Origin of the sequence: Vibrio satsumensis (genome assembly GCF_050337435.1) — a bacterium.
Classification (GTDB): Bacteria; Pseudomonadota; Gammaproteobacteria; order Enterobacterales; family Vibrionaceae; genus Vibrio; species Vibrio satsumensis.
On the sequence record NZ_JAKJSX010000008.1, the window covers coordinates 278,264 to 296,525 of the forward strand.

The following is an 18,262-nucleotide window of genomic DNA, read 5'->3' on the forward strand; positions in this document are numbered from 1 at the left end:
GATGACAGGTCTTTATGCGTTAGTTTGTTCAAATTATTGCCACATCACCAACACCGCTGCGATAGAAAGCAAGATCAGTGCAACAATGTCTTTGCGCGCGATGCTTTGCCCCAACCAGAAGTAAGATATCAACACCATAAAGACCACCTCAACTTGTCCCAACGTTTTCACATAAGGCACGGCTTGAAGTGACATCGCACTAAACCAGCCAAGAGAACCAATCACACTGGCTAAGCTTGTCATCACCACCAATCTCGACTTCTTGAATATCTGGTGTAACGTGTCGCGTTCTCTGAAAAAGAGGTACGTACAGATAATCACTGTTTGAAGGGAAATAACTAGGAACAGCACCCACGCTGCGCTGTGAGGGAAGGGTAAGCCAATGCTCAAGCTAGCTTCACGTACCCAAAGAGACGTTAAAGCAAAGGCGGTGCTACACGCCATACCTAACAAGAACACTTTCGGGGACAAGCTTCGCCAGCCAGAAGCGCTACTCATGATTAGCACGCCTAAAGTACCAATAAGTACGCCGACCCAACCTGTCACTGTTAATGCGGTGCCAAAAAACAACACGGAGAGCACCGCAGAAACAGGAGCTTCACACTTGGCTAACCCAGCGCCTATCGCATAGTTTTCTAGCTTGAACAGCATCACCATTAAGCCGGTCGCGAGGATCTGCATAATGGCGGCAGCAACAATATAGAAAACAAATTCACCCGAAAAGTCGGGGATAGCTACAGGCTGCCATTGATAGAGGGTGTAGAGGTAAATAAGGGCTATTGGGCCAGCCCAAATAAAACGCGCCAACGTCACGCCAGCCACGCTCATGGTGCCACTGAGTTTGCTTTGAAAGGCATTGCGCCAAGATTGGCTAAAGGCTGCGAGAAGAGTAAAGGCGATCCAACTAAAAGACATGATGCTTCCATGTGTGATGTAATTTGATGATGATACTAACAAAAAATCACATGATAAGAAGCGACATGGTCTGATTATAGCCAGAGGCTCACCTTTATTCTCTATTCAGTATTAGATCGCTCTTCAGAAGATCGGCTGTTTCTTGTTCTTGAAGTAGAACAGCGCGCTGATCGAAACGAACAGTATGGTGAAGTAATAGAAAAACGAAGATAGTGAGGCCAAGAAGGCAAGGTTCTGTTCTATTTCTTGTTCGGTGTAGCCCTGAGAAACCAACTTATAGTAGTAAGCGTACAAGATACCGATCAGGCCGTATCCGAGGTTAAACATCAGCCCTTTAAAGCTAAGGACCGTGGCTCTGTTGTGCGATTCGGTCTTTTTATTCAGGTGGTAGCTGATGAAAATATTCATCGTCATGATGATAAAGATTAACATCAATGCCGGAATGACTCCGTAGATCGACCAACCTAAACTGATCCAGTAATAAGTCGCCGTGCTCGCCAATCCCATAACCACGATGAAGGTTTTAGGCTCAATGCTCTCTGCTAATCTTCGGCTTTGCCCAGCTAAGATGATCTTAAGTAAGCTTATACCCGCGCCAATAAAACCGAAGTAGATAATAGGAATATCAATGGCCAGATAGTATTGGCTGTTCATGGTGAGGAACATGCGTGAGGTGTGTTCGAATAGGCTGTAGTAGAGCAAGATGAACAGCACGTAAGGCGTAGCAAATACCCATTTACCCGCATCGATCGTTAATTTAAGACTTGTGATGGTGGTTGCTAATTTGGTTTGGTCGCTTGGCATCACCTTTTTCTCTTCGCGCATATTAATCGCTGCATAGATAGCGAGCATCGCAACAAATAGGGTGGCAAATACGGGAATACGCATCAGGTCTTTAGTGCTTTCTGGCTCGGCTAATCCAAGGAAATGAAAGATATTTGTCATAAAGTTCACATCGTACATCGCCGCACCAACCAGCGTGACAAAGATCCCCACGCTAGACGCGACACGAAGCTGGATTTGCAGCACTCGAGGCCACAACTCTTCATTGCCTTGTTCTTTTAAGGTGTCGTAAGCCAATGCCTCGTCGGCGCCGCTGGCCAGTGCCATCGCTAAGCCACTGAGAATCCGGTTAATCAGAAAGACTATGAACACCAAGTCAGGGTTTCCGGTTGGCACTAGCGCGATCATCGCGATCTCAACAAACATCACGATCGAAGACAGCACCACTAGTTTCTTGCGGCCTAAGGTATCAGCGAATGCACCCGACGGTACTTCAGCAAGCACAATGGTGGCCGCCCAAACTACATTGAGCATCGCGAATTGAGAAAGGGTTAGCCCGTAATCTAAGTAGAGTAGAGTGAATACTGGGTAATAAAAACGCGCAAAGTAGCTGCTTCTAAACATCAAGAAGTAGCGGACATTGGGAATTTTAAGGATCTCTTTGAGCGTCATGATAATTTCAGTAATTTAGATAATACATCATTATGTATACCTCTTTTCTCTATTTAAATCATGGGATTGTTGTAAGAATCGGAAAACTTTTGATGAGCTTGTCTCTCTGTACATGTAAAGGCTAAAAATATAAAGGAGCTAACAAGAGGAGGAGCAACTAGACTCCTCTTCTTGTTTTTATTACTTCATCTAACTTGATAATTGTTCTTGATGAAATTTCTTATAGGCGATTAATCCACACGCTTGAAGTTAGGTAATAAGGTTTCTGGCTGCTGCGCTACAAATGCTTTACTTGGTGAGTATGCACGGAAGTAAACAAACCAGTTTTCGTTTTCTCGTGTTTGCACCCAGTTAGCTTCATTCACACCTGCTGGCTTAGTTGGCGAGAAGTGGAAGGTGTAATTGCCTTGTGCGTCTTTGACCGTTCCCTCGATGTTTGAACCTACATCTGCACGCTCAATGTCGTTGTCGATAATGGCGCGGTTCTCAACGTTATAAATAGTGATTGTCCAGAACAGATCCGCGAAGTTTACATCACCATCCAGAGTCAGAGTGTAGTGGTTGCTGCCATTAAGCCCCTTACCACTGTCATCGCGGTAGTTGTCTAGATAGATCTGGCCCCAACCGCCATTCTCAAAACCGTGCATTGCTACGTCGTTAGTTACAGCTTCGTAGAACCATGCTGCGCGTCCATCGAGATCCATACCGTAGTAACGATCTTGGTTTGGTGTTGAAGCCGTCGCTACTTCCCAAAAGTTGCCTTCCTTACCGTAAGCTGCGTGTGGCAAGCGTTCTGTTTTGTTGAAGTCGATATTCTTAACCATAGCTTCCCCCATCACTACAGCTTGTTCTAAAATCTCACGCTGCTGACCTGATGGTTCAAACGTCTTACCTTTCTCAATACCCAAGGGACGTAGCATGTCGTGCATCATGCGATCACGCTCTGCTACTGGCTCAGCTTGAATGGCTTCATTCAACGTATTCCAAAATGCCATGCCTCTTGGGTGTTTGGCATCTTCACCACGCTCAGGGAAGTTTACGCCGTTATCACTCAGTGGCTTTCCGTTGAGGTTGGTAATTTTCAGGGCCTCTAAGTCTTTCATACGTTGCTGGTCTGACTCTGCCATTAAGCGAACGCCAAAGAAAACATAGTTGGTGTCTGACTCAAAAACCTGAGCGCCTTTTGGCAGATTACTCGGTGTCTCAGACCCTTTGGCTTTTACCACGTAGACGCCCGGCTCGGTCATCTGAGAAATTCCGATCTGCCACATGGTGTGTACTGCGCCGCGCAGTTCATCTGTGGGGATTTCTATAACAACGGGCTCTTTTTCTACGTTAAACCAAGTAATCGCGTAAGGCGTAGAGGTGTTGTAAGTTAAGCCGCCTAGCTTAGATTCATGAGACTCAACATAAGTAATTTGACCATCTTCTGCCCCCATGTCTGCATAGGCTTGTTTCCATGCGTAGTTTGACACCAAAGGCACTGACCAAATGTAAGCTTGTGACGCGCGTTGATAGTCCATTAGTTCGAACAGTTTTGCTGAGCTTTCTTGTGTTGGAATACCATGAAGAAAGTCGGTTTCGAAGGTGAAGTCTCCCGCACGTGTTTGAAGGGTTTCTGTTGGGTTATCGTTTCCAGCAATCGCCGTTGCTGAAAACAAGGCTGTTATAGAAACGAGCATCGCTGTTGATCGCAGTGGATGTGTGAAAGTACTGGCAAGGGCTTTAGATATCATGTTCATAATGTGTCCTCAAAACTTAAACTTATTCGTTCAAGCGAAACCAGCTCGTTAAAGCCGAAATCACTACTTAAAATTGGTAGTTAAATTCGATACGGTGATCGCCGTCTTCGATACTTGTGTTTTCTGTCCAGTTTGCGAAATAACGAACGTTGGCTCTTGGATTGATTTGATAGCTCGCTGCAAATTCATGTGCGAGTACAGAATCATTGCCCTCAAAGCCAAAATCTTTGAACGTTGATGACCCTGACATTGTGCCTAAATACATAGGGTTGTAGTTCAACCAAACCTTATCGGTAAGTTGCATCTTGGCGTACATACCTGCGACGTAGAAAGTACCGTGCATGTTGTAGCGGTCGCGAAGTTGATCGGCATCGAGAGCGCCACCAGTGCCTTCAACCAACTCTTCACCTGCAGCGATACCGACACCCGCGAGCGGGTAGAAGTTAAACATGCCCATTTGCGGTAAAGCTTGAATAAAGCTGTAAGACGCGCTGCCTTGGTTGTTATCGAAATCCCAAGACATATCAACTTGCGATCCTCGGCCATTAGTTAGATCTACACCGAAGTTTCTAAAGCGGAAGGAATCAATACTGTCGTCTGCACCTCGACCGCTCCAACCAATCGTCTCACCAGCGATACCTTTGATTTCGAGCACATTCATGCCCATGGTGGTATCACTGCCCGTGTCGTAGGTTTGCCCAACTTTTAGGTTTAAGCCCTTGTCGGTGTAGCCGAAGCCTGCTTGTGTGTAGACCGCTAATGGGTCGGACATATCTTGAACTTCTGTTTCTTCAGCGATAGCACCGCTAGCTAACAAAAGAGGGGTTAGAGAAAGGATCGAACGTTGTAATAACATAGCTGCCTCATAGAGTTATCTCACTACATCCGTGTACTTCGTGAAGGTGGGATAACTATACAAAGTGGACTTTGTTAAGTTAATTCATATAAACTTAACCATTCGTTAAGCAATGCTTTATGGTGTCTCATGAAACTTAACAATGTCGATCTGAACTTATTGAAAGTGTTTGTGGTGGTGTATCAGGAGAAGAGCTTGAGAAAAGCGGCTGAGAAGTTGTTTGTCTCGACACCAGCGGTTAGCCAAAGCATCAAGAAGCTTAAGGAATCCTTAGGTGAAGAATTGTTTGTCCTGTCTCATCAGCAGTTTTTGCCAACACCTTATTCAGACGACCTGTATCGACGCGTTTTCCCGCTATTAGATGGATTGGTTACGGCGATAGAAGAAGGAAAACAGTTTATTCCCGCGGACCTCAGTGAAGATTTTAAGATAGAGGCGAATCCTCATGTCTTGCCTTGGTTGACTCCCGCTCTGTTTCATCAGCTATCAGTAGAAAGTCCACTTTCAAGACTGATCAGTCATACGAGTTCCCAAAATTCATTAGAAAGACTTAAGAGTGACGAGATTGATTTTGTCATTCACTTCGAAGCTAAGAATTTGCCTGCTGAGATCATTGCCGTACCTCTGGTGACCTTAAAGTTTGTATTGGCAGTAAGAGAAGATCATCCTTTCGAGGAATCCATCGCGACGATTGATGATTTGTTGTCGTTCCCATTTGCTCATGTTGACCTTGCTTATTTCGACCAAAACAAACATTCTCGATTGGAAGAGGAAGTCTTAAGCCAAGGTAAATCGATTAACATGGCACTGCGAACGACTTCCATCGTTGGGTTAATTGAAACGATCAAGTACTCCAACATTATCGCACCTTGCATGCCTCCGGTGATTGAACAACATAAAGGTGTCTTGCGCTCAATCGCAATTGAGGGATTGGAAGAGGGAACCGAGGAGATGGAGGTGTTCGCTTATTTTCATAAGAAAAACCAGCACTCAGCTAAATATAAATGGTTGCTGGATTTGATTGAAACGGCGATGACAGAGGCCAATCACCAGTAAGGGTCATGCTTGTTTGTTTCTACTTTTCAGAACTACATATAACTACTCTTTGAACACCTCTTCGATACACGATTCCAACCAGCGCATCTTCGGTTGATTGCGATGTTTACGCCCGATAGTCATGCCAATATCGCCATTTGGCATGTTGGGCATGTGAGGAAACTGCACAAAAGAAAATTCATTTGAAAGCGAATTGGCCAGTAGCTTTGAGCATGGGAATAATACGTCGCTCTGCTTCACTATAGATAATAAGCTGTGTAAGTAAGTCGAACGTATTTTTACCTCAGTATTGATGCCAACATCGGCTAACACGTTCGGTGCTAACGCAATATTGTCGTTCCAATCACTGACCACCAAGCTCGCTAATTGCAAGGTTTCTTGCTGGTCACTTTGCAAAAGCGTGTTGGCAAGTGGATGCCCAGTGCGGCATACCAAGACAAAATCATCGCTTGCGATACGTTTCTGGTATACCTGTTTGGATAATTCTAATGGGTAATAATTGACACCTAAATCAACCTCACCAGAGGTGAGTAAATCCAGAGTATTCGCGCCCCAATCCACAATATTCACTTTGACCTTAGGAGCTTGCGCTAACAATATCTGAGTTAGCTTTGCCGAGATGCTGTTAGCAATAAAGCCATTAATGGCGATGTTCACAGTGCCATCAAACTGAGCAACATCAAACTCAGACTTTGGTTCAAGTACTTGTTCTAACTGCAACAACACCGGTAACAAGGTCTGCTTAATTTCAAGCAATTTAGAAGTGGGTTCTAAGCCGTGTTGGGAGCGAATAAACAACTCATCGTCAAAGTACTCACGTAGCTTTTGTAGTGACCGACTGATAGAGGGTTGGCTTGTAAACAGAAGCTCTGAAGCCTTTCGAGTATTTTTTACCTCAATTAATACTTTCAATACCTTAAGTAAATTAAGGTCTAATCGTTTAAAGCGGTTACTCATCATGATTACTGCACTCCAGAATTGAGAAGCCGTTTAGATATACCCAAACTGTATATCTTGATTTCATATAATCGATTGGAGTATATCATGAAGTGTCTACATACTGAGCTCATCGAAACAGACATGAGTAATCATTATGAAGAAAACGACGTTAGTGACGCTATTAGCATTAACTGCATTTGGCGCAACAGCTGCGGATAACAACAGTTCATCTGTTTATGATCATACTGCTGTTGGTGGTGTTAATTGGGATAACTACCCAGAAGCGGAGTCAGATTGGAACTTTCTTGGTCTCCAAAATAAGGTCGGTGTAAACCATTGGTTGCACGCTGAACCAGTCTCAAAAGATACACAAACTGTGATTCGTTCAAATCGTGATGTTGTTTACTCGACGATGGTTGTTGATGTATCAGAAGGTGCAACGTTCCATGTGCCCGCAGAAGACAACGACTATTTCCAAATCATCCATATCATGGACGAAAATCATCTGGTGCATAAGGTGGTTCGTCGTGGTGAAACACTTAACCTAACAGCTAGTGACTTGACGACAGGTACACATGTTCATGTACTAGCCAGAACACGTATCGCAGATTCTATCGAAGATACCAAACGTCGCCAAAGTCTGCTTTCTATCAAAGCGAATTCAGATAAGCCTTATCAAGGTAAAGGCTATAACCCTAGTGATGTTGAAAATTACCGTTTAAAACTGATCAACAATGTAATGAAACACGGCGCGCCTATTGAAGGGTTAAAGGGATTTGGTGCGACTTTGGATGACGTAGAAGACCACCACTTCAAATACGTGACGGCATTTGGTTACGCAGGGCTACCAGCCGATACAGCGCAATACCTAGAGCGCGTGCCAGGTCAAGGTAAGACGACCTGCCAAGAGTGGACGATTCCAACGCCAAATTTGGACTTTGAGGGGCGCGGTGGTTACTACTCTCTAACCACTTATGGAGCGGATGGTTGGATCGACTCTGAGCACTTCTATGCTTCTGGCGAATCCATGCGTGATAACGGTGATGGCACAGTGTCTGTCACATTCAACTGTGGTACCGGTGCAGCTTATGATTTTGAAGTGTCTGAAGGTTGGGCTGGCGTATTACGTTTGTACGAGCCAGTCGATGTGGATGAAACTTTAGAGTATATGGAAACGTTGCGTCAAATTGAGATTAAAGAGCTTTAGTATCTCTTCGAATAGCTGAAATATCCCAAAATAAAAATCCCCTCAAGAACCTTTCTTGAGGGGATTTTTAATCAGTCGTTAATTTACTGGTTAGCCATCTACTCTTCACCTTCGGCTTCTTTGGAAGCATTTGACGCCCAGTCTTTCTCAAGCCAGTTATCGAGTACGTGCTGCAATGCATTCAAAGACGTTGGCTTTTCAAGTCGACCATCCATTAACTGATTGATCATGTCTAATTCACGTTGTCCTGATTCGCCGGACAAAGCAATGATTGGTGTTTGAGGAGAGCGTGCCTTGATGATTTGGCTTGCGTCAAAACCATTCATTATCGGCATTTGCACGTCCATTAAGATCAAATCAACTTTGTGTGTTCTGAACAACTCAACAGCATTTTCGCCATTTTTGGCTTGTAAACTGTTAACGCCAAGTCGGCTCAAATACATCTGAACAAGTGTGCGTTGCACCTCTTTGTCATCAACGATGAGCACGGTAGGTGCTAAATGGCTCTCAGATTCTCGCGAACTTGTTGGTTCTGTATCAGCGCAGGCTTTATCTTGAGTAGTCGTTTGGTTGTGTTTCCAATCATTAAAATAAGGTGTACGAAGCGCGTCTGCTTTGGGGGCATTCGGTACCACAGGGAAGTACAGGTGGAACTCAGTAAACTCACCAAGTTTAGAATGGCACTCAACTCTGCCACCAAATGAACGCATTACACGTTGGCAATAGCCTAGCCCTAAGCCGCTACCACCACTTTTTTGGTAAGAGAAGAAGTCATCAAAGATCTTGTGAGCAATCGCTTCATCTATGCCGGGGCCGGTATCTCGGAATATTAAAACGTTCTCGTAAGAGTCTATTTTGGTGCTGATTTCGATCTGGCTATCTGGATACGAATCAAAGTAATAAATCGCATTGCGTATTAGGTTGAAAATAACGAAGTTGAATAGGGTTTCATTTAGCTTTACAACAAAATCAGCATGTTGTGGTAAGCGAATACGTTCGATTATCTTCTCGTTTTCAAAGCCATAGTGGCTTACTGCTTGATCGACAGCTTTGTGGATAGAGGTCATCGTCACCGGACCATGCTCAGGTGAACTATCACTGACCTCACGCAAGATGATATCAATCAGCTGTCGGCCGCGTTGAATTGCAGCTTGGCCGTTTTCGATATCAAGTAGGATCTGTTTCGCTGGCGCTTGGTTGTCGATGTGCTGCTTTAGTACTTCGAAGTGCAGTTGCACTTGAGCAAGCGGGTTACGCATCTCATGGGCAATGGAGTTGGCCAGAGCACGACTTTGGCGAATGCGTCTATCCGCTTCGATGGTACTTTGCACACGAGTTAACAAGCTTTGCAGTGCAGAAATCTCTTCGTTAGAGAACATTTGATCGTTGCTCTTGTGCGATGACACCAACAAGTGCGTGACCGACTTTCCCTGACCAAACAGAGGCATTACCAAGGCCGTGTTGTTAGAACTCATCTTTTCATAGAGCGCCTTGATAGAACGTTTTGCTGGCGCAGTGTAATCGAGCTCTTCAGACAGTTCGTCGAACACTAAAACAGACTTGTTGGTCGACAGGTAGTCTTCGTAGAAAGTCTCGTTGTAGTTGCTGTTAACAAGGCGCAGTTTGTCTTCTGGGATTTGAAGTAGGCTACCCAAACGACGCATCGCATCATCAATTGATAGCTTGAAATCTTCTTCTAAAGCAAGGATTTGCTGTACTGGTGTTTTCTTGTTCCCGTAGACAAAGAAGGAGGCATAACGGCTCACACGTTTATAAAGTACATGCCAAGTAATGCCTATTAGCGCGCAGATTGGAATGGCGATTAGCCATTGATTATCTTCGGTCAGCGGGATGAATATCGCACCAAACGGTATCACTAAAATAGCACACACTAACAGGGCGTTCAGGCTCATGTACGCAAGGTATTTCACGCTGTAGAAACGAGATGTCAGCAGGGCATACCCAACGAACAACATCTCACTAATAGACAAGGCTGGTGGTAGCCAAGTCAGTGAGAAATCACGCAAGAAGTAAGTCATACCTAGGTGGATCGTTGCTGTGGACAACATGAACACCAAGATACCTGCAATCATATAGCTGGTTTTGGTCAGCGTGAGCTTGCTGCTGTTGGCGCGCATTGCCACTAGGTTACCCAGTGTCAGTACCACAAAGCTGATCATGCCGATGAAGAAGTACGAAGTGTGCGGGCCAAATTCAATCACGAACTGACTTGGACCAACAATGATAACGTCTTCAACGGTTAAGCCCGGACTTAAATTAATAAACAAGGAGTAGACGGTTAGAGTGACGAAAATCGCTTGTTGCCATAGGTGCACCTTACCGTTGCGTTGCTCGGCGGCAAGCTGACACGAGAAGTAATACGCGAAGGCAAACGCAAAGAAGGAGGCGAGGTTGGCAAATTTGGCTGCAAACACAGCTGCTGACGGCCCAAGCTCTGATAATAAGTCGGTATGGAAATACGCATTACTGCTGATCCACGCCACAATACAGACCGAATAGGCGATGTAGGCAACGTGGTGTGTACCTGCGATCGCTTCGCTCTTTAGTTTCAGACGGTAGCAATAGTAGAGTAACCACATCACGACTACAACAACCGTCGCAAGAAGCGTTATCGCTTTGGCGTGGATGATGGCTTCTAAGCCGAAATCAAACATGTTCGTCCTTATTTACCGAGCTTGGCTGTTGCAGAGAATCTGGTTGTTGAACAGAGCTTAATTTTTCTGCTGAGCCAAACTTTCTGCTGTTACGCACGGCGCGTTTGTAGCCTTTAAAGTCGGTGTCATTAAATACGTTGACCATCAATTCGAAATTCCAAAAGCCACGGTAAATGGTGGTGCCGTCATCGTTCAATTCGCAATATCCCGAATGGAAATACGCTTTTGGGTCAATAGCTTGATAAAACTGAAGCATGAAAGGTTGTTCAATGATGGTGAAGCCAATTTTGTAGCCAACTTGATGTAAGACGCTCATCAGCTCTTTTTGAGCGAGATAGAGGAAGTAGAGTTTTTGTTGGGTATTTCCACTGACGGTTAAGCGCAGAACTTCACATATGGCTCGAGTTTCGGATAGTTGTAACTGAAACTGATTATCGAGTTTTGGCAGAGAGTCACATTTTGACAATATCGGTGGCGTGAATAGCTGTAACCCTGAAAGTGAATCGTAACCATGATTTGGTAAGCAGTATTGCCAGTGATCATTGCTGAATGGCGGCGCATAGCTTAGCCAGGTTTCATTTTTTGACCAATCTTGAATCAAGGCGGAAGAAACTAATGTTGGGAAGGCTTCATCGTCTGGGTGTTTGAGCAGGATAAAGTGCTTACCCGTTTGTGACAGGTGTAATAAAGGCAGCATCTCAAACCATTTTTCACCCTTGATGAAAACCTCAAGGTTGCTTAAAGCGATGGCATCACTGATAGGCATTCCTTGTGGGTGACTGGGTGTTTGTACCACAAGTTGATCATCTTCTATCTGATCGATGATCGCACTGTAATAAGCGCTGTCTTTAATCGGCAGATCGATACTAGAGGGTGAACTATTATCGAGCGGCGACTTTGCCTTAATAGCAGTAATTTCGCATTCGCACCAAAAGTCTAACCAATGCATGTAACACTGACCTGCCGCTTCCTCTAGCAATGCCATCTCGGTCGATAAGCTACTTGGATAGCGTTGAATGAGATCGCGATAGTCCATCAATTCAAATAAAACGGAGAGGCTTTTGTGTTGATGTTCTGGGAAGAACGATTCCAATAGTCGTCTACGGTAGTCTGTGACGGTTTGGAAAAGTGCAGTGCGATCTTGTGGCTGATAAGTGTTGATCACGAGCTCGATCAGCGCGTGTTGTTTCTTTTCGATAGTCAGACTGCTAGCCAACAGTGAGACTAAAGACGACGTTAATTCCATGGTGTTAACCTAGCCTAGGTTTATATAATTATTTTTATTGGATTTGCACTCATTAACCAGACACGAATTGTTATTAAGTTATTTGATATAAAGTTACCTTGTTGAGATTGAGTAACTCTAATTGTGTCTATAGTTTTTAAAAACAAGTTGCATAATCGAACGCAAGTTTACTACTTGCGCTACTCCTTAACAACAGAACATTTACTAGTTTATAAGTTGCTAAATTAGAATATTCTCAATCACTTAGAGCTTAACCTTGCTCCGATTCTGACCTGTATCAATTGAGCATAATCCTTTGAATTTATAAATTAACGTAAAATATCTATTTTTTGAACCAAGCTCATAAACCATACGCAACTGAATTCACCTTGTTAATCGTAAGGAATATAACGGCGAGCCAAAATATACATTTAACTAATGAGTGTTGTATGTCTCATAACCGTTTATTTCCACGTCACCGTTTGGCTCTCGCTTGCATGCTGGCCAGTGTTTCCAGTTTCTCCTTTGCTCAAAGTCAGTGTGAGGTGCTTGATCTTCAGCAGGCGTCTGACCTTGCTCTCGCTGTCTCAGCAGCAGACAACAGTTGCTATGGCGCTTGGTTCTCTGCTCAAGAGAGTTCGTTAAACAATATCTATAGCGAAGCGAGCCTAAGCCGTGTTCAAGTAGCTCTGAATTTAGAAATTACCCGTTACCGAGGTGATGCTGAACAGGCTCGTAAACTTGAAAACCTTGGCGAATTTGTTCGCGCCGCTTATTACGTTCGCTATAACGCGCGAGCGCAGGATTTCTCCGAGGCGTTAAGCCAGCGCTTCGCTCTATCTGTTAATGCTTTTCTGGCGAACCCTAATGCTCTCGATCAAGGCCGTGAGCAAGTTGGGGCGATGAAAAGTCTGACGCTGATGGTCGATAATGTTAAGCAACTTCCACTGACCATGGATGCGCAACTTGCGGCATTGAATCACTTTAACCGTGAAACAGCGCAGGATTCACAATGGGTCGATGGTCTCAATAATCTCTTTCGAGCAATGGCAGGGCATGTCGCTCGAGATGATTTCTACGATTACATGGCAAACCACACTCAACATATCGAAACGCTGGCGACTTTTGCTCGTGACAACACGTGGGCGTTGGATACTGACGCTAGCTTTCTGGTTTATAACGCCGTACGTGAAACAGGTCGCTTGTTAGCCAGCCCGGATAAAGCGACCAAAGACAAAGCGATGCGGGTTATGCAGCAAGTGATGGCGCAAAACCCACTGGGCAGCGAGCACGATAAGCTATGGCTAGCAGCCGTCGAAATGATGAGTTACTTCGCACCCGAAGGTTTGAATGGGTTAGACCTAGAGCAAGCGAAACGCGACTTGGCAACGCGTGTACTTCCCCATCGTTACGAGTGCCAAGGGCCTGCGATTATTCGCTCTCAAGATCTAACGGAGTCACAAGCGATGGAGGCGTGTGATGTGTTGGCTGCCAAAGAGGCCGACTTCCATCAAGTCGCGAATACGGGTCAAAAACCTGTCGCTGATGATAACAACGAGCGAGTTGAAGTCGCGGTGTTTGGTAGCAAAGGCAGTTACATAGATTATTCATCGTTCTTGTTTGGCAATACCACAGACAATGGCGGTCAGTATTTAGAGGGTAATCCTGCAGAAGTCGGTAACGTCGCTCGCTTTGTGGCTTATCGCTATGCCAATGGTGATGATCTTTCTATTCTCAATTTAGAGCATGAATACACTCACTATCTTGATGCTCGCTTTAACCAATATGGCTCATTCAACGACAACCTAGCATATGGCTATGTAGTGTGGTGGTTAGAGGGCTTTGCCGAATTTATGCATTACAAGCAAGGTTATGATGCAGCGATTGGTTTGATTAGCAGCGGGAAGATGAGCCTGTCGGATGTGTTTGCGACCACTTACTCCCATGACTCCAATCGTATATATCGTTGGGGATACTTGGCGGTACGCTTCATGCTGGAAGAGCATCCTCAAGAGGTGCAAGGTTTACTGGCATTGTCTCGTACTGGTCAATTCTCCGAGTGGGCGCAACAAGTAAAAGTGCTAGGGCAGCAATACAATGGTGAGTTCGAGCGTTGGTTAGACTCGGTTTCAAGTGAACCCACTGAACCGACAGATCCTACGCAACCAACAGACCAAGCCATAGTGCTTGCAGCAAACCAGAGTGTTTTGTTGAGTGGCGAGGCGTATAGCGAGCAGTTGTTCTATGTTGATATTCCAGACAACACGACGCATTTTGAAGTGTCTATTGAGGGACAAACTCAAGGTGATGCTGACCTCTACATGAGCTACAACAAACCAGCGCATTACTACGATTTTGAATTCAGCCAATACGGTAATGGCAGCAATGAAGTGGTGACGTTTGAACAAGAACCTTCGGGCTACATCAAGTCGGGTCGTTACTACATGAGTGTCACGGGTCGTACCGATTTTAATGAGGTGTCGATAACGGCATCGGTAGTCACAGAAACGCCAACGCCTCCAACTCAACAGCAAGATGATTTAACGCCTGTGGTATTGGAGTCCGGTCAGGCTCAAGTGCTTACCGTGCACCAACGACGTTATGCCGCTGTTTATGTACCAGAAGGCGTACAAGAGGTGCGAGTATGGCTCAGCGATAAGAGCGACACTGCTGAAAACGAACAATCGAATTCGGGTAACGTTGATCTGTTCGCCAGCCACTCATATTGGCCAACAGCTGGGCAGCATGACTACGCGTCTGATTACCGTGGAAGCAATGAGTATCTGCAAATCCCTATAACAGAAGAAGGCTATATACACTTCTTATTGAGTGCAGAGCAGCAAGGGGATGATGTCGAGATGTTGGTGTATTTTCACTGACAGAATAGGCGTTAGGTAATTGGCATTAAAAAAGGGGCATCCCCAAGCCGTATTAACGACAATGTCACTAAACTAATCGGTTAAATATCAATAAAGTAGACGGATAAAAGCCGGGCATCAGTGTCCGGCTTTGTTTTTCTGACAATCTTCTGTGTTTATAGAGTAGTTACACCATAATCTCTGATGAAGTGATGACATTCGAGGTTTAAGCTTGTCTGCATATGAAATATCATTGCGAGTAACCTATCGCAAGTGATAGAGGTAGAGATAAATTATGAAGAAAGTACTATTGGTAACCGTATTTAGTGTCGCTGCGTTAGCAGGGTGTAGCCAGAAATCTGAGGTTCCAGAACAAGCACAAGAGACTGCAAACCCGATCTGTAGCACTAAGAACCTGACAGGTGGTTGGTCACAAAGCGATATCACGCCAGAAGCCAAGCAAGCTTTAGATGTGGTTCTTGGACAAATGAATACATCAGCAAAGCTCGAAAAAATCTTGAGCGTTCGCACTCAAGTAGTCGCGGGTTTGAACTACGCGATCGAGTTTGAAATGGATAATGGTCAGGTGTGGAATACGGTTGTTTATCGTTCACTTCAAGGTGATATCGAAATGATGCAGGCTGCACAGCAAGGTCGTTTGTGCCAATAAGCAAGTTGATTAGATATTTGAGTCAGATTACTGACTAGGCTCGATTAACGAATAAGAAAATGGCTCCCAATTGGGAGCCATTTTTGATTTTAATAAGGTCGGTTTATTACGTCCAATAGAAGACGTTCCTAATCCGTTAGCGCAGGTTCAGAAAGCTCTGGTTCAGAAATATTAGGCTCAGACAGTTCTTGTACACACGCTCGGCTGATGTCTTCATCAATATAAGCCATTCCCAGCTTGTTCAAGTAATCCATACGATCAGCAGTGCGAAGTTCAATGTCTGGGCCTGCGACGTTGTTCTCTTGATAAACCTTAGCCATGTGAGCCATGAATTGCTCGCCCACACTCATCATTAACAGGCTCATCGCACCCACGTCCGGCCTTACTTTTGCACGCTGCTTTTCAGACAGGTTTACCGCTAACACGATAGGTTGTTCTTCCCCTTCGAAACGAACACTGCGCTCACGAACGGTTTGTTGCGCCCAGTAATACGCCAACTCTTTACTCTGAGTCAGGAACACAGGTTCAACCGACTCGGTGTAGTTATTGCCAATCGTTGCCATGGTTTTTGAAGCGGCTTCATTGAGTGCTTTGTCTCCGGAACGTTTCAGACCTTGGGCTTTAATTGAAGCAAGCAAGGCTGAAGATGTGCCGTGATACCAAGTATCACCCGTTACGAAACCATTTTCTGATAGCAGCGTTTTTGCATCTTGTAGGTGTTTAGGTATTGAAGTCATAGGCACTCTCGATCAAAAGAAATATCAACAAACAGGAATCTCAACAACATGAATACAGTTAGCCTAAACAGATGTTGCTTAGCTGACCGTGGTGTAGAACACAATTCTTAGACTTTGAGATAAAGCCGGCAGTACAAGCTTTATCTCAAAACCTTCCCCCGGGTCTTACCGAAGTAAGAGAGAAGGGCGGGGGAGGCTTTAGTTTTAGCGGCTAATCAAAAGCGTTAGCGATTAATCAAATTGGTTAGACGTATTCGCTTCGCCTGCTGCTTTTAGTGCATTCTCACCAGCGAAGTACTCTTTGTGGTCATCACCGATGTCTGAGCCAGACATGTTTTGGTGTTTAACACATGCGATGCCTTGACGGATCTCTTTACGTTGAACATTTGCAACGTAACCCAACATGCCTTGGTCGCCGAAGTACTCTTTCGCAAGGTTGTCGGTAGACAGCGCTGCAGTGTGGTAAGTCGGTAGCGTAATCAAGTGGTGGAAGATACCCGCTTCACGAGATGCGTCCGCTTGGAATGTACGAATCTTCTCATCAGCACTTGCAGACAGTTCAGTTTCGTCGTATTCCGCGCTCATTAGGTTTGCACGGTCGTAAGCCGATACATCTTTACCTTCAGCAACCAATGCATCGTAAGCTTGCTGACGGAAGTTTAGCGTCCAGTTGAATGATGGAGAGTTGTTGTAAACCAGTTTCGCGTTAGGGTGAACTTCACGAACGCCGTCCATCATCTCTTTGATTTGGCCGATGTGTGGCTTCTCAGTCTCAATCCAAAGTAGGTCAGCACCTGCGTTGATTGCTTCAATACAGTCGAATACACAACGGTCTTCACCAGTACCTTGGCGGAATTGATATAAGCCTGAAGGTAGACGCTTAGGTCGAACTAGCTTGCCGTCACGGTTAAAGCAAACGTCGCCTTCTGCCATATCTGCAACATCGATCTCTTCAACATCTAGGTATGAGTTGTAGATATCACCTTGGTCGCCCGGCTCTTTCACTACTGCGATTTCTTTTGTTAGACCAGCGCCTTGAGAATCGGTACGAGCAACAATAACGCCGTTGTCGATGCCTAGTTCAAGGAAAGCGTAACGAAGTGCGCGAAGTTTTGCGTGGAAGTCAGCGTGTGGAACCGTTACTTTGCCGTCTTGGTGACCACATTGTTTCTCATCGGCTACTTGGTTTTCGATTTGCAGACAACAAGCACCCGCTTCAATCATCTGCTTAGCCATTAGGTAAGTCGCTTCTGCGTTACCGAAACCTGCATCGATATCGGCAATGATTGGCACAACGTGTGTTACGTGGTTGTCAATTTTGTCTTGAATACGATCTTGTAGGTTTACATCGCCTGCTTCACGGGCTGCATCCAGTTCACGGAATAAGCCACCCAGTTCACGAGCATCAGCTTGGCGCAGGAATGTGTATAGTTCTTCTACTAGGCCTGCAACCGATGTTTTCTCATGCATTGATTGGTCTGGAAGTGGACCAAAGTCCGAGCGAAGTGCTGCAACCATCCAACCTGAAAGGTATAGGTAGCGTCGGTCTGTCTTGCCATCAAAGTGCTTCTTAATAGAAATCAGCTTTTGTTGACCGATAAAACCATGCCAGCAACCTAAAGATTGAGTGTATTGAGAGCTGTCTTTGTCGTAAGCCTCCATATCCGCACGCATGATATCTGCTGTGTATTGCGCGATATCTAGACCTGTTTTGAATTTGTTTTGAGCTCGCATACGAGCAGCAGATTCAGCATTGATTGCATCCCATGGAGCACCTGCAGCGCTTTTTGCAACTTCTATCATTTCGATATCTTGTGTAATTTGCGACATAACTATTCCTTAGTTTCACGTGGGGTATGGTTGCCAAATTGGCTTGGATTAAAACTTTGCTATGGACAAAGAATAACCACGCATGTGATAATTTTGT

The 18,262-nt window shown here is 44.9% G+C and carries 13 protein-coding genes and 1 pseudogene; 5 read left to right on the plus strand and 9 right to left on the minus strand.

The window, feature by feature from the left end:
• Positions 1-33: 33 nt before the first annotated feature.
• The 4 genes from L4C44_RS12165 to L4C44_RS12180 all read right to left on the minus strand — a co-directional run bounded on the left by L4C44_RS12165 (position 34) and on the right by L4C44_RS12180 (position 4,968).
• Positions 34-915, minus strand: a complete 882-nt coding sequence (locus L4C44_RS12165) for a DMT family transporter (RefSeq protein WP_048661060.1) — start codon at positions 913-915, stop codon at positions 34-36.
• Positions 916-1,038: 123 nt separating this feature from the next.
• Positions 1,039-2,370, minus strand: coding sequence for an MFS transporter (locus L4C44_RS12170; RefSeq protein ID WP_428805124.1), 1,332 nt, complete (start codon positions 2,368-2,370; stop codon positions 1,039-1,041).
• A 230-nt stretch (positions 2,371-2,600) separates the two neighbouring features.
• Positions 2,601-4,112, minus strand: coding sequence for a DUF1214 domain-containing protein (locus tag L4C44_RS12175; protein WP_428805125.1), 1,512 nt, complete (start codon positions 4,110-4,112; stop codon positions 2,601-2,603).
• A 67-nt stretch (positions 4,113-4,179) separates the two neighbouring features.
• Positions 4,180-4,968: a hypothetical protein gene (locus L4C44_RS12180; protein ID WP_132786993.1), complete on the minus strand. Its 789-nt coding sequence runs from the start codon at positions 4,966-4,968 to the stop codon at positions 4,180-4,182.
• A gap of 129 nt (positions 4,969-5,097) precedes the next feature.
• Between L4C44_RS12180 and L4C44_RS12185 the strand changes: the two genes are divergently transcribed.
• Positions 5,098-6,024, plus strand: coding sequence for a LysR family transcriptional regulator (locus tag L4C44_RS12185; RefSeq protein ID WP_123283559.1), 927 nt, complete (start codon positions 5,098-5,100; stop codon positions 6,022-6,024).
• 42 nt (positions 6,025-6,066) lie between these two features.
• Here L4C44_RS12185 and L4C44_RS12190 read toward each other — a convergent pair whose 3' ends face one another.
• Entirely contained in the window at positions 6,067-6,984 is a 918-nt protein-coding gene (locus tag L4C44_RS12190) for a LysR family transcriptional regulator (RefSeq protein WP_048661065.1), read from the minus strand.
• Between the two features lie 133 nt (positions 6,985-7,117).
• Between L4C44_RS12190 and L4C44_RS12195 the strand changes: the two are divergent.
• A pseudogene (locus L4C44_RS12195) lies at positions 7,118-7,456 on the plus strand (DUF1254 domain-containing protein); the annotation flags it as partial.
• 438 nt (positions 7,457-7,894) lie between these two features.
• Positions 7,895-8,170 carry a hypothetical protein gene (locus tag L4C44_RS12200; protein WP_048661167.1) on the plus strand — a complete coding sequence of 92 codons (276 nt, stop codon included), beginning with the start codon at positions 7,895-7,897 and terminating at the stop codon, positions 8,168-8,170.
• Positions 8,171-8,268: 98 nt separating this feature from the next.
• On the opposite strand, the gene luxN is transcribed toward L4C44_RS12200, so the two are convergent.
• Positions 8,269-10,845: a quorum-sensing autoinducer 1 sensor kinase/phosphatase LuxN gene (luxN, locus tag L4C44_RS12205; RefSeq protein ID WP_428805126.1), complete on the minus strand. Its 2,577-nt coding sequence runs from the start codon at positions 10,843-10,845 to the stop codon at positions 8,269-8,271.
• Positions 10,838-12,091, minus strand: a complete 1,254-nt coding sequence (locus L4C44_RS12210) for an acyl-homoserine-lactone synthase (protein ID WP_428805127.1) — start codon at positions 12,089-12,091, stop codon at positions 10,838-10,840. Before L4C44_RS12210 ends, luxN begins: the two co-directional genes overlap by 8 nt.
• Positions 12,092-12,519: 428 nt before the next feature.
• On the opposite strand from L4C44_RS12210, the gene L4C44_RS12215 reads away from it, so the two are divergent.
• Together L4C44_RS12215 and L4C44_RS12220 are read left to right on the plus strand one after the other, a co-directional pair.
• Complete coding sequence (locus tag L4C44_RS12215) at positions 12,520-14,949, plus strand: M9 family metallopeptidase (protein ID WP_428805128.1); 2,430 nt, start codon at positions 12,520-12,522, stop codon at positions 14,947-14,949.
• Positions 14,950-15,223: 274 nt separating this feature from the next.
• Positions 15,224-15,598: a cystatin domain-containing protein gene (locus L4C44_RS12220; RefSeq protein WP_210441277.1), complete on the plus strand. Its 375-nt coding sequence runs from the start codon at positions 15,224-15,226 to the stop codon at positions 15,596-15,598.
• A 128-nt stretch (positions 15,599-15,726) separates the two neighbouring features.
• Here L4C44_RS12220 and L4C44_RS12225 read toward each other — a convergent pair whose 3' ends face one another.
• Together L4C44_RS12225 and L4C44_RS12230 are read right to left on the minus strand one after the other, a co-directional pair.
• The gene (locus L4C44_RS12225) at positions 15,727-16,335 is read right to left on the minus strand and encodes a hypothetical protein (protein WP_428805129.1); all 609 of its coding nucleotides are present in this window, start codon (positions 16,333-16,335) and stop codon (positions 15,727-15,729) included.
• A gap of 231 nt (positions 16,336-16,566) precedes the next feature.
• A complete protein-coding gene (locus L4C44_RS12230; protein WP_146490956.1) occupies positions 16,567-18,165 on the minus strand; it encodes an isocitrate lyase in 1,599 nt (532 codons plus the stop codon).
• Positions 18,166-18,262: the final 97 nt, after the last annotated feature.

Bases quoted from the DNA above. Each gene is read 5' to 3' on its own strand.
- L4C44_RS12170 (WP_428805124.1), bottom strand. From the start codon at position 2,370: ATGACGCTCAAAGAGATCCTTAAAATTCCCAATGTCCGCTACTTCTTG.
- L4C44_RS12210 (WP_428805127.1), bottom strand. From the start codon at position 12,091: ATGGAATTAACGTCGTCTTTAGTCTCACTGTTGGCTAGCAGTCTGACT.
- L4C44_RS12165 (WP_048661060.1), bottom strand. From the start codon at position 915: ATGTCTTTTAGTTGGATCGCCTTTACTCTTCTCGCAGCCTTTAGCCAA.
- L4C44_RS12190 (WP_048661065.1), bottom strand. From the start codon at position 6,984: ATGATGAGTAACCGCTTTAAACGATTAGACCTTAATTTACTTAAGGTA.
- L4C44_RS12215 (WP_428805128.1), top strand. From the start codon at position 12,520: ATGTCTCATAACCGTTTATTTCCACGTCACCGTTTGGCTCTCGCTTGC.
- luxN (WP_428805126.1), bottom strand. From the start codon at position 10,845: ATGTTTGATTTCGGCTTAGAAGCCATCATCCACGCCAAAGCGATAACG.
- L4C44_RS12220 (WP_210441277.1), top strand. From the start codon at position 15,224: ATGAAGAAAGTACTATTGGTAACCGTATTTAGTGTCGCTGCGTTAGCA.
- L4C44_RS12180 (WP_132786993.1), bottom strand. From the start codon at position 4,968: ATGTTATTACAACGTTCGATCCTTTCTCTAACCCCTCTTTTGTTAGCT.
- L4C44_RS12185 (WP_123283559.1), top strand. From the start codon at position 5,098: ATGAAACTTAACAATGTCGATCTGAACTTATTGAAAGTGTTTGTGGTG.
- L4C44_RS12230 (WP_146490956.1), bottom strand. From the start codon at position 18,165: ATGTCGCAAATTACACAAGATATCGAAATGATAGAAGTTGCAAAAAGC.
- L4C44_RS12225 (WP_428805129.1), bottom strand. From the start codon at position 16,335: ATGACTTCAATACCTAAACACCTACAAGATGCAAAAACGCTGCTATCA.
- L4C44_RS12175 (WP_428805125.1), bottom strand. From the start codon at position 4,112: ATGAACATGATATCTAAAGCCCTTGCCAGTACTTTCACACATCCACTG.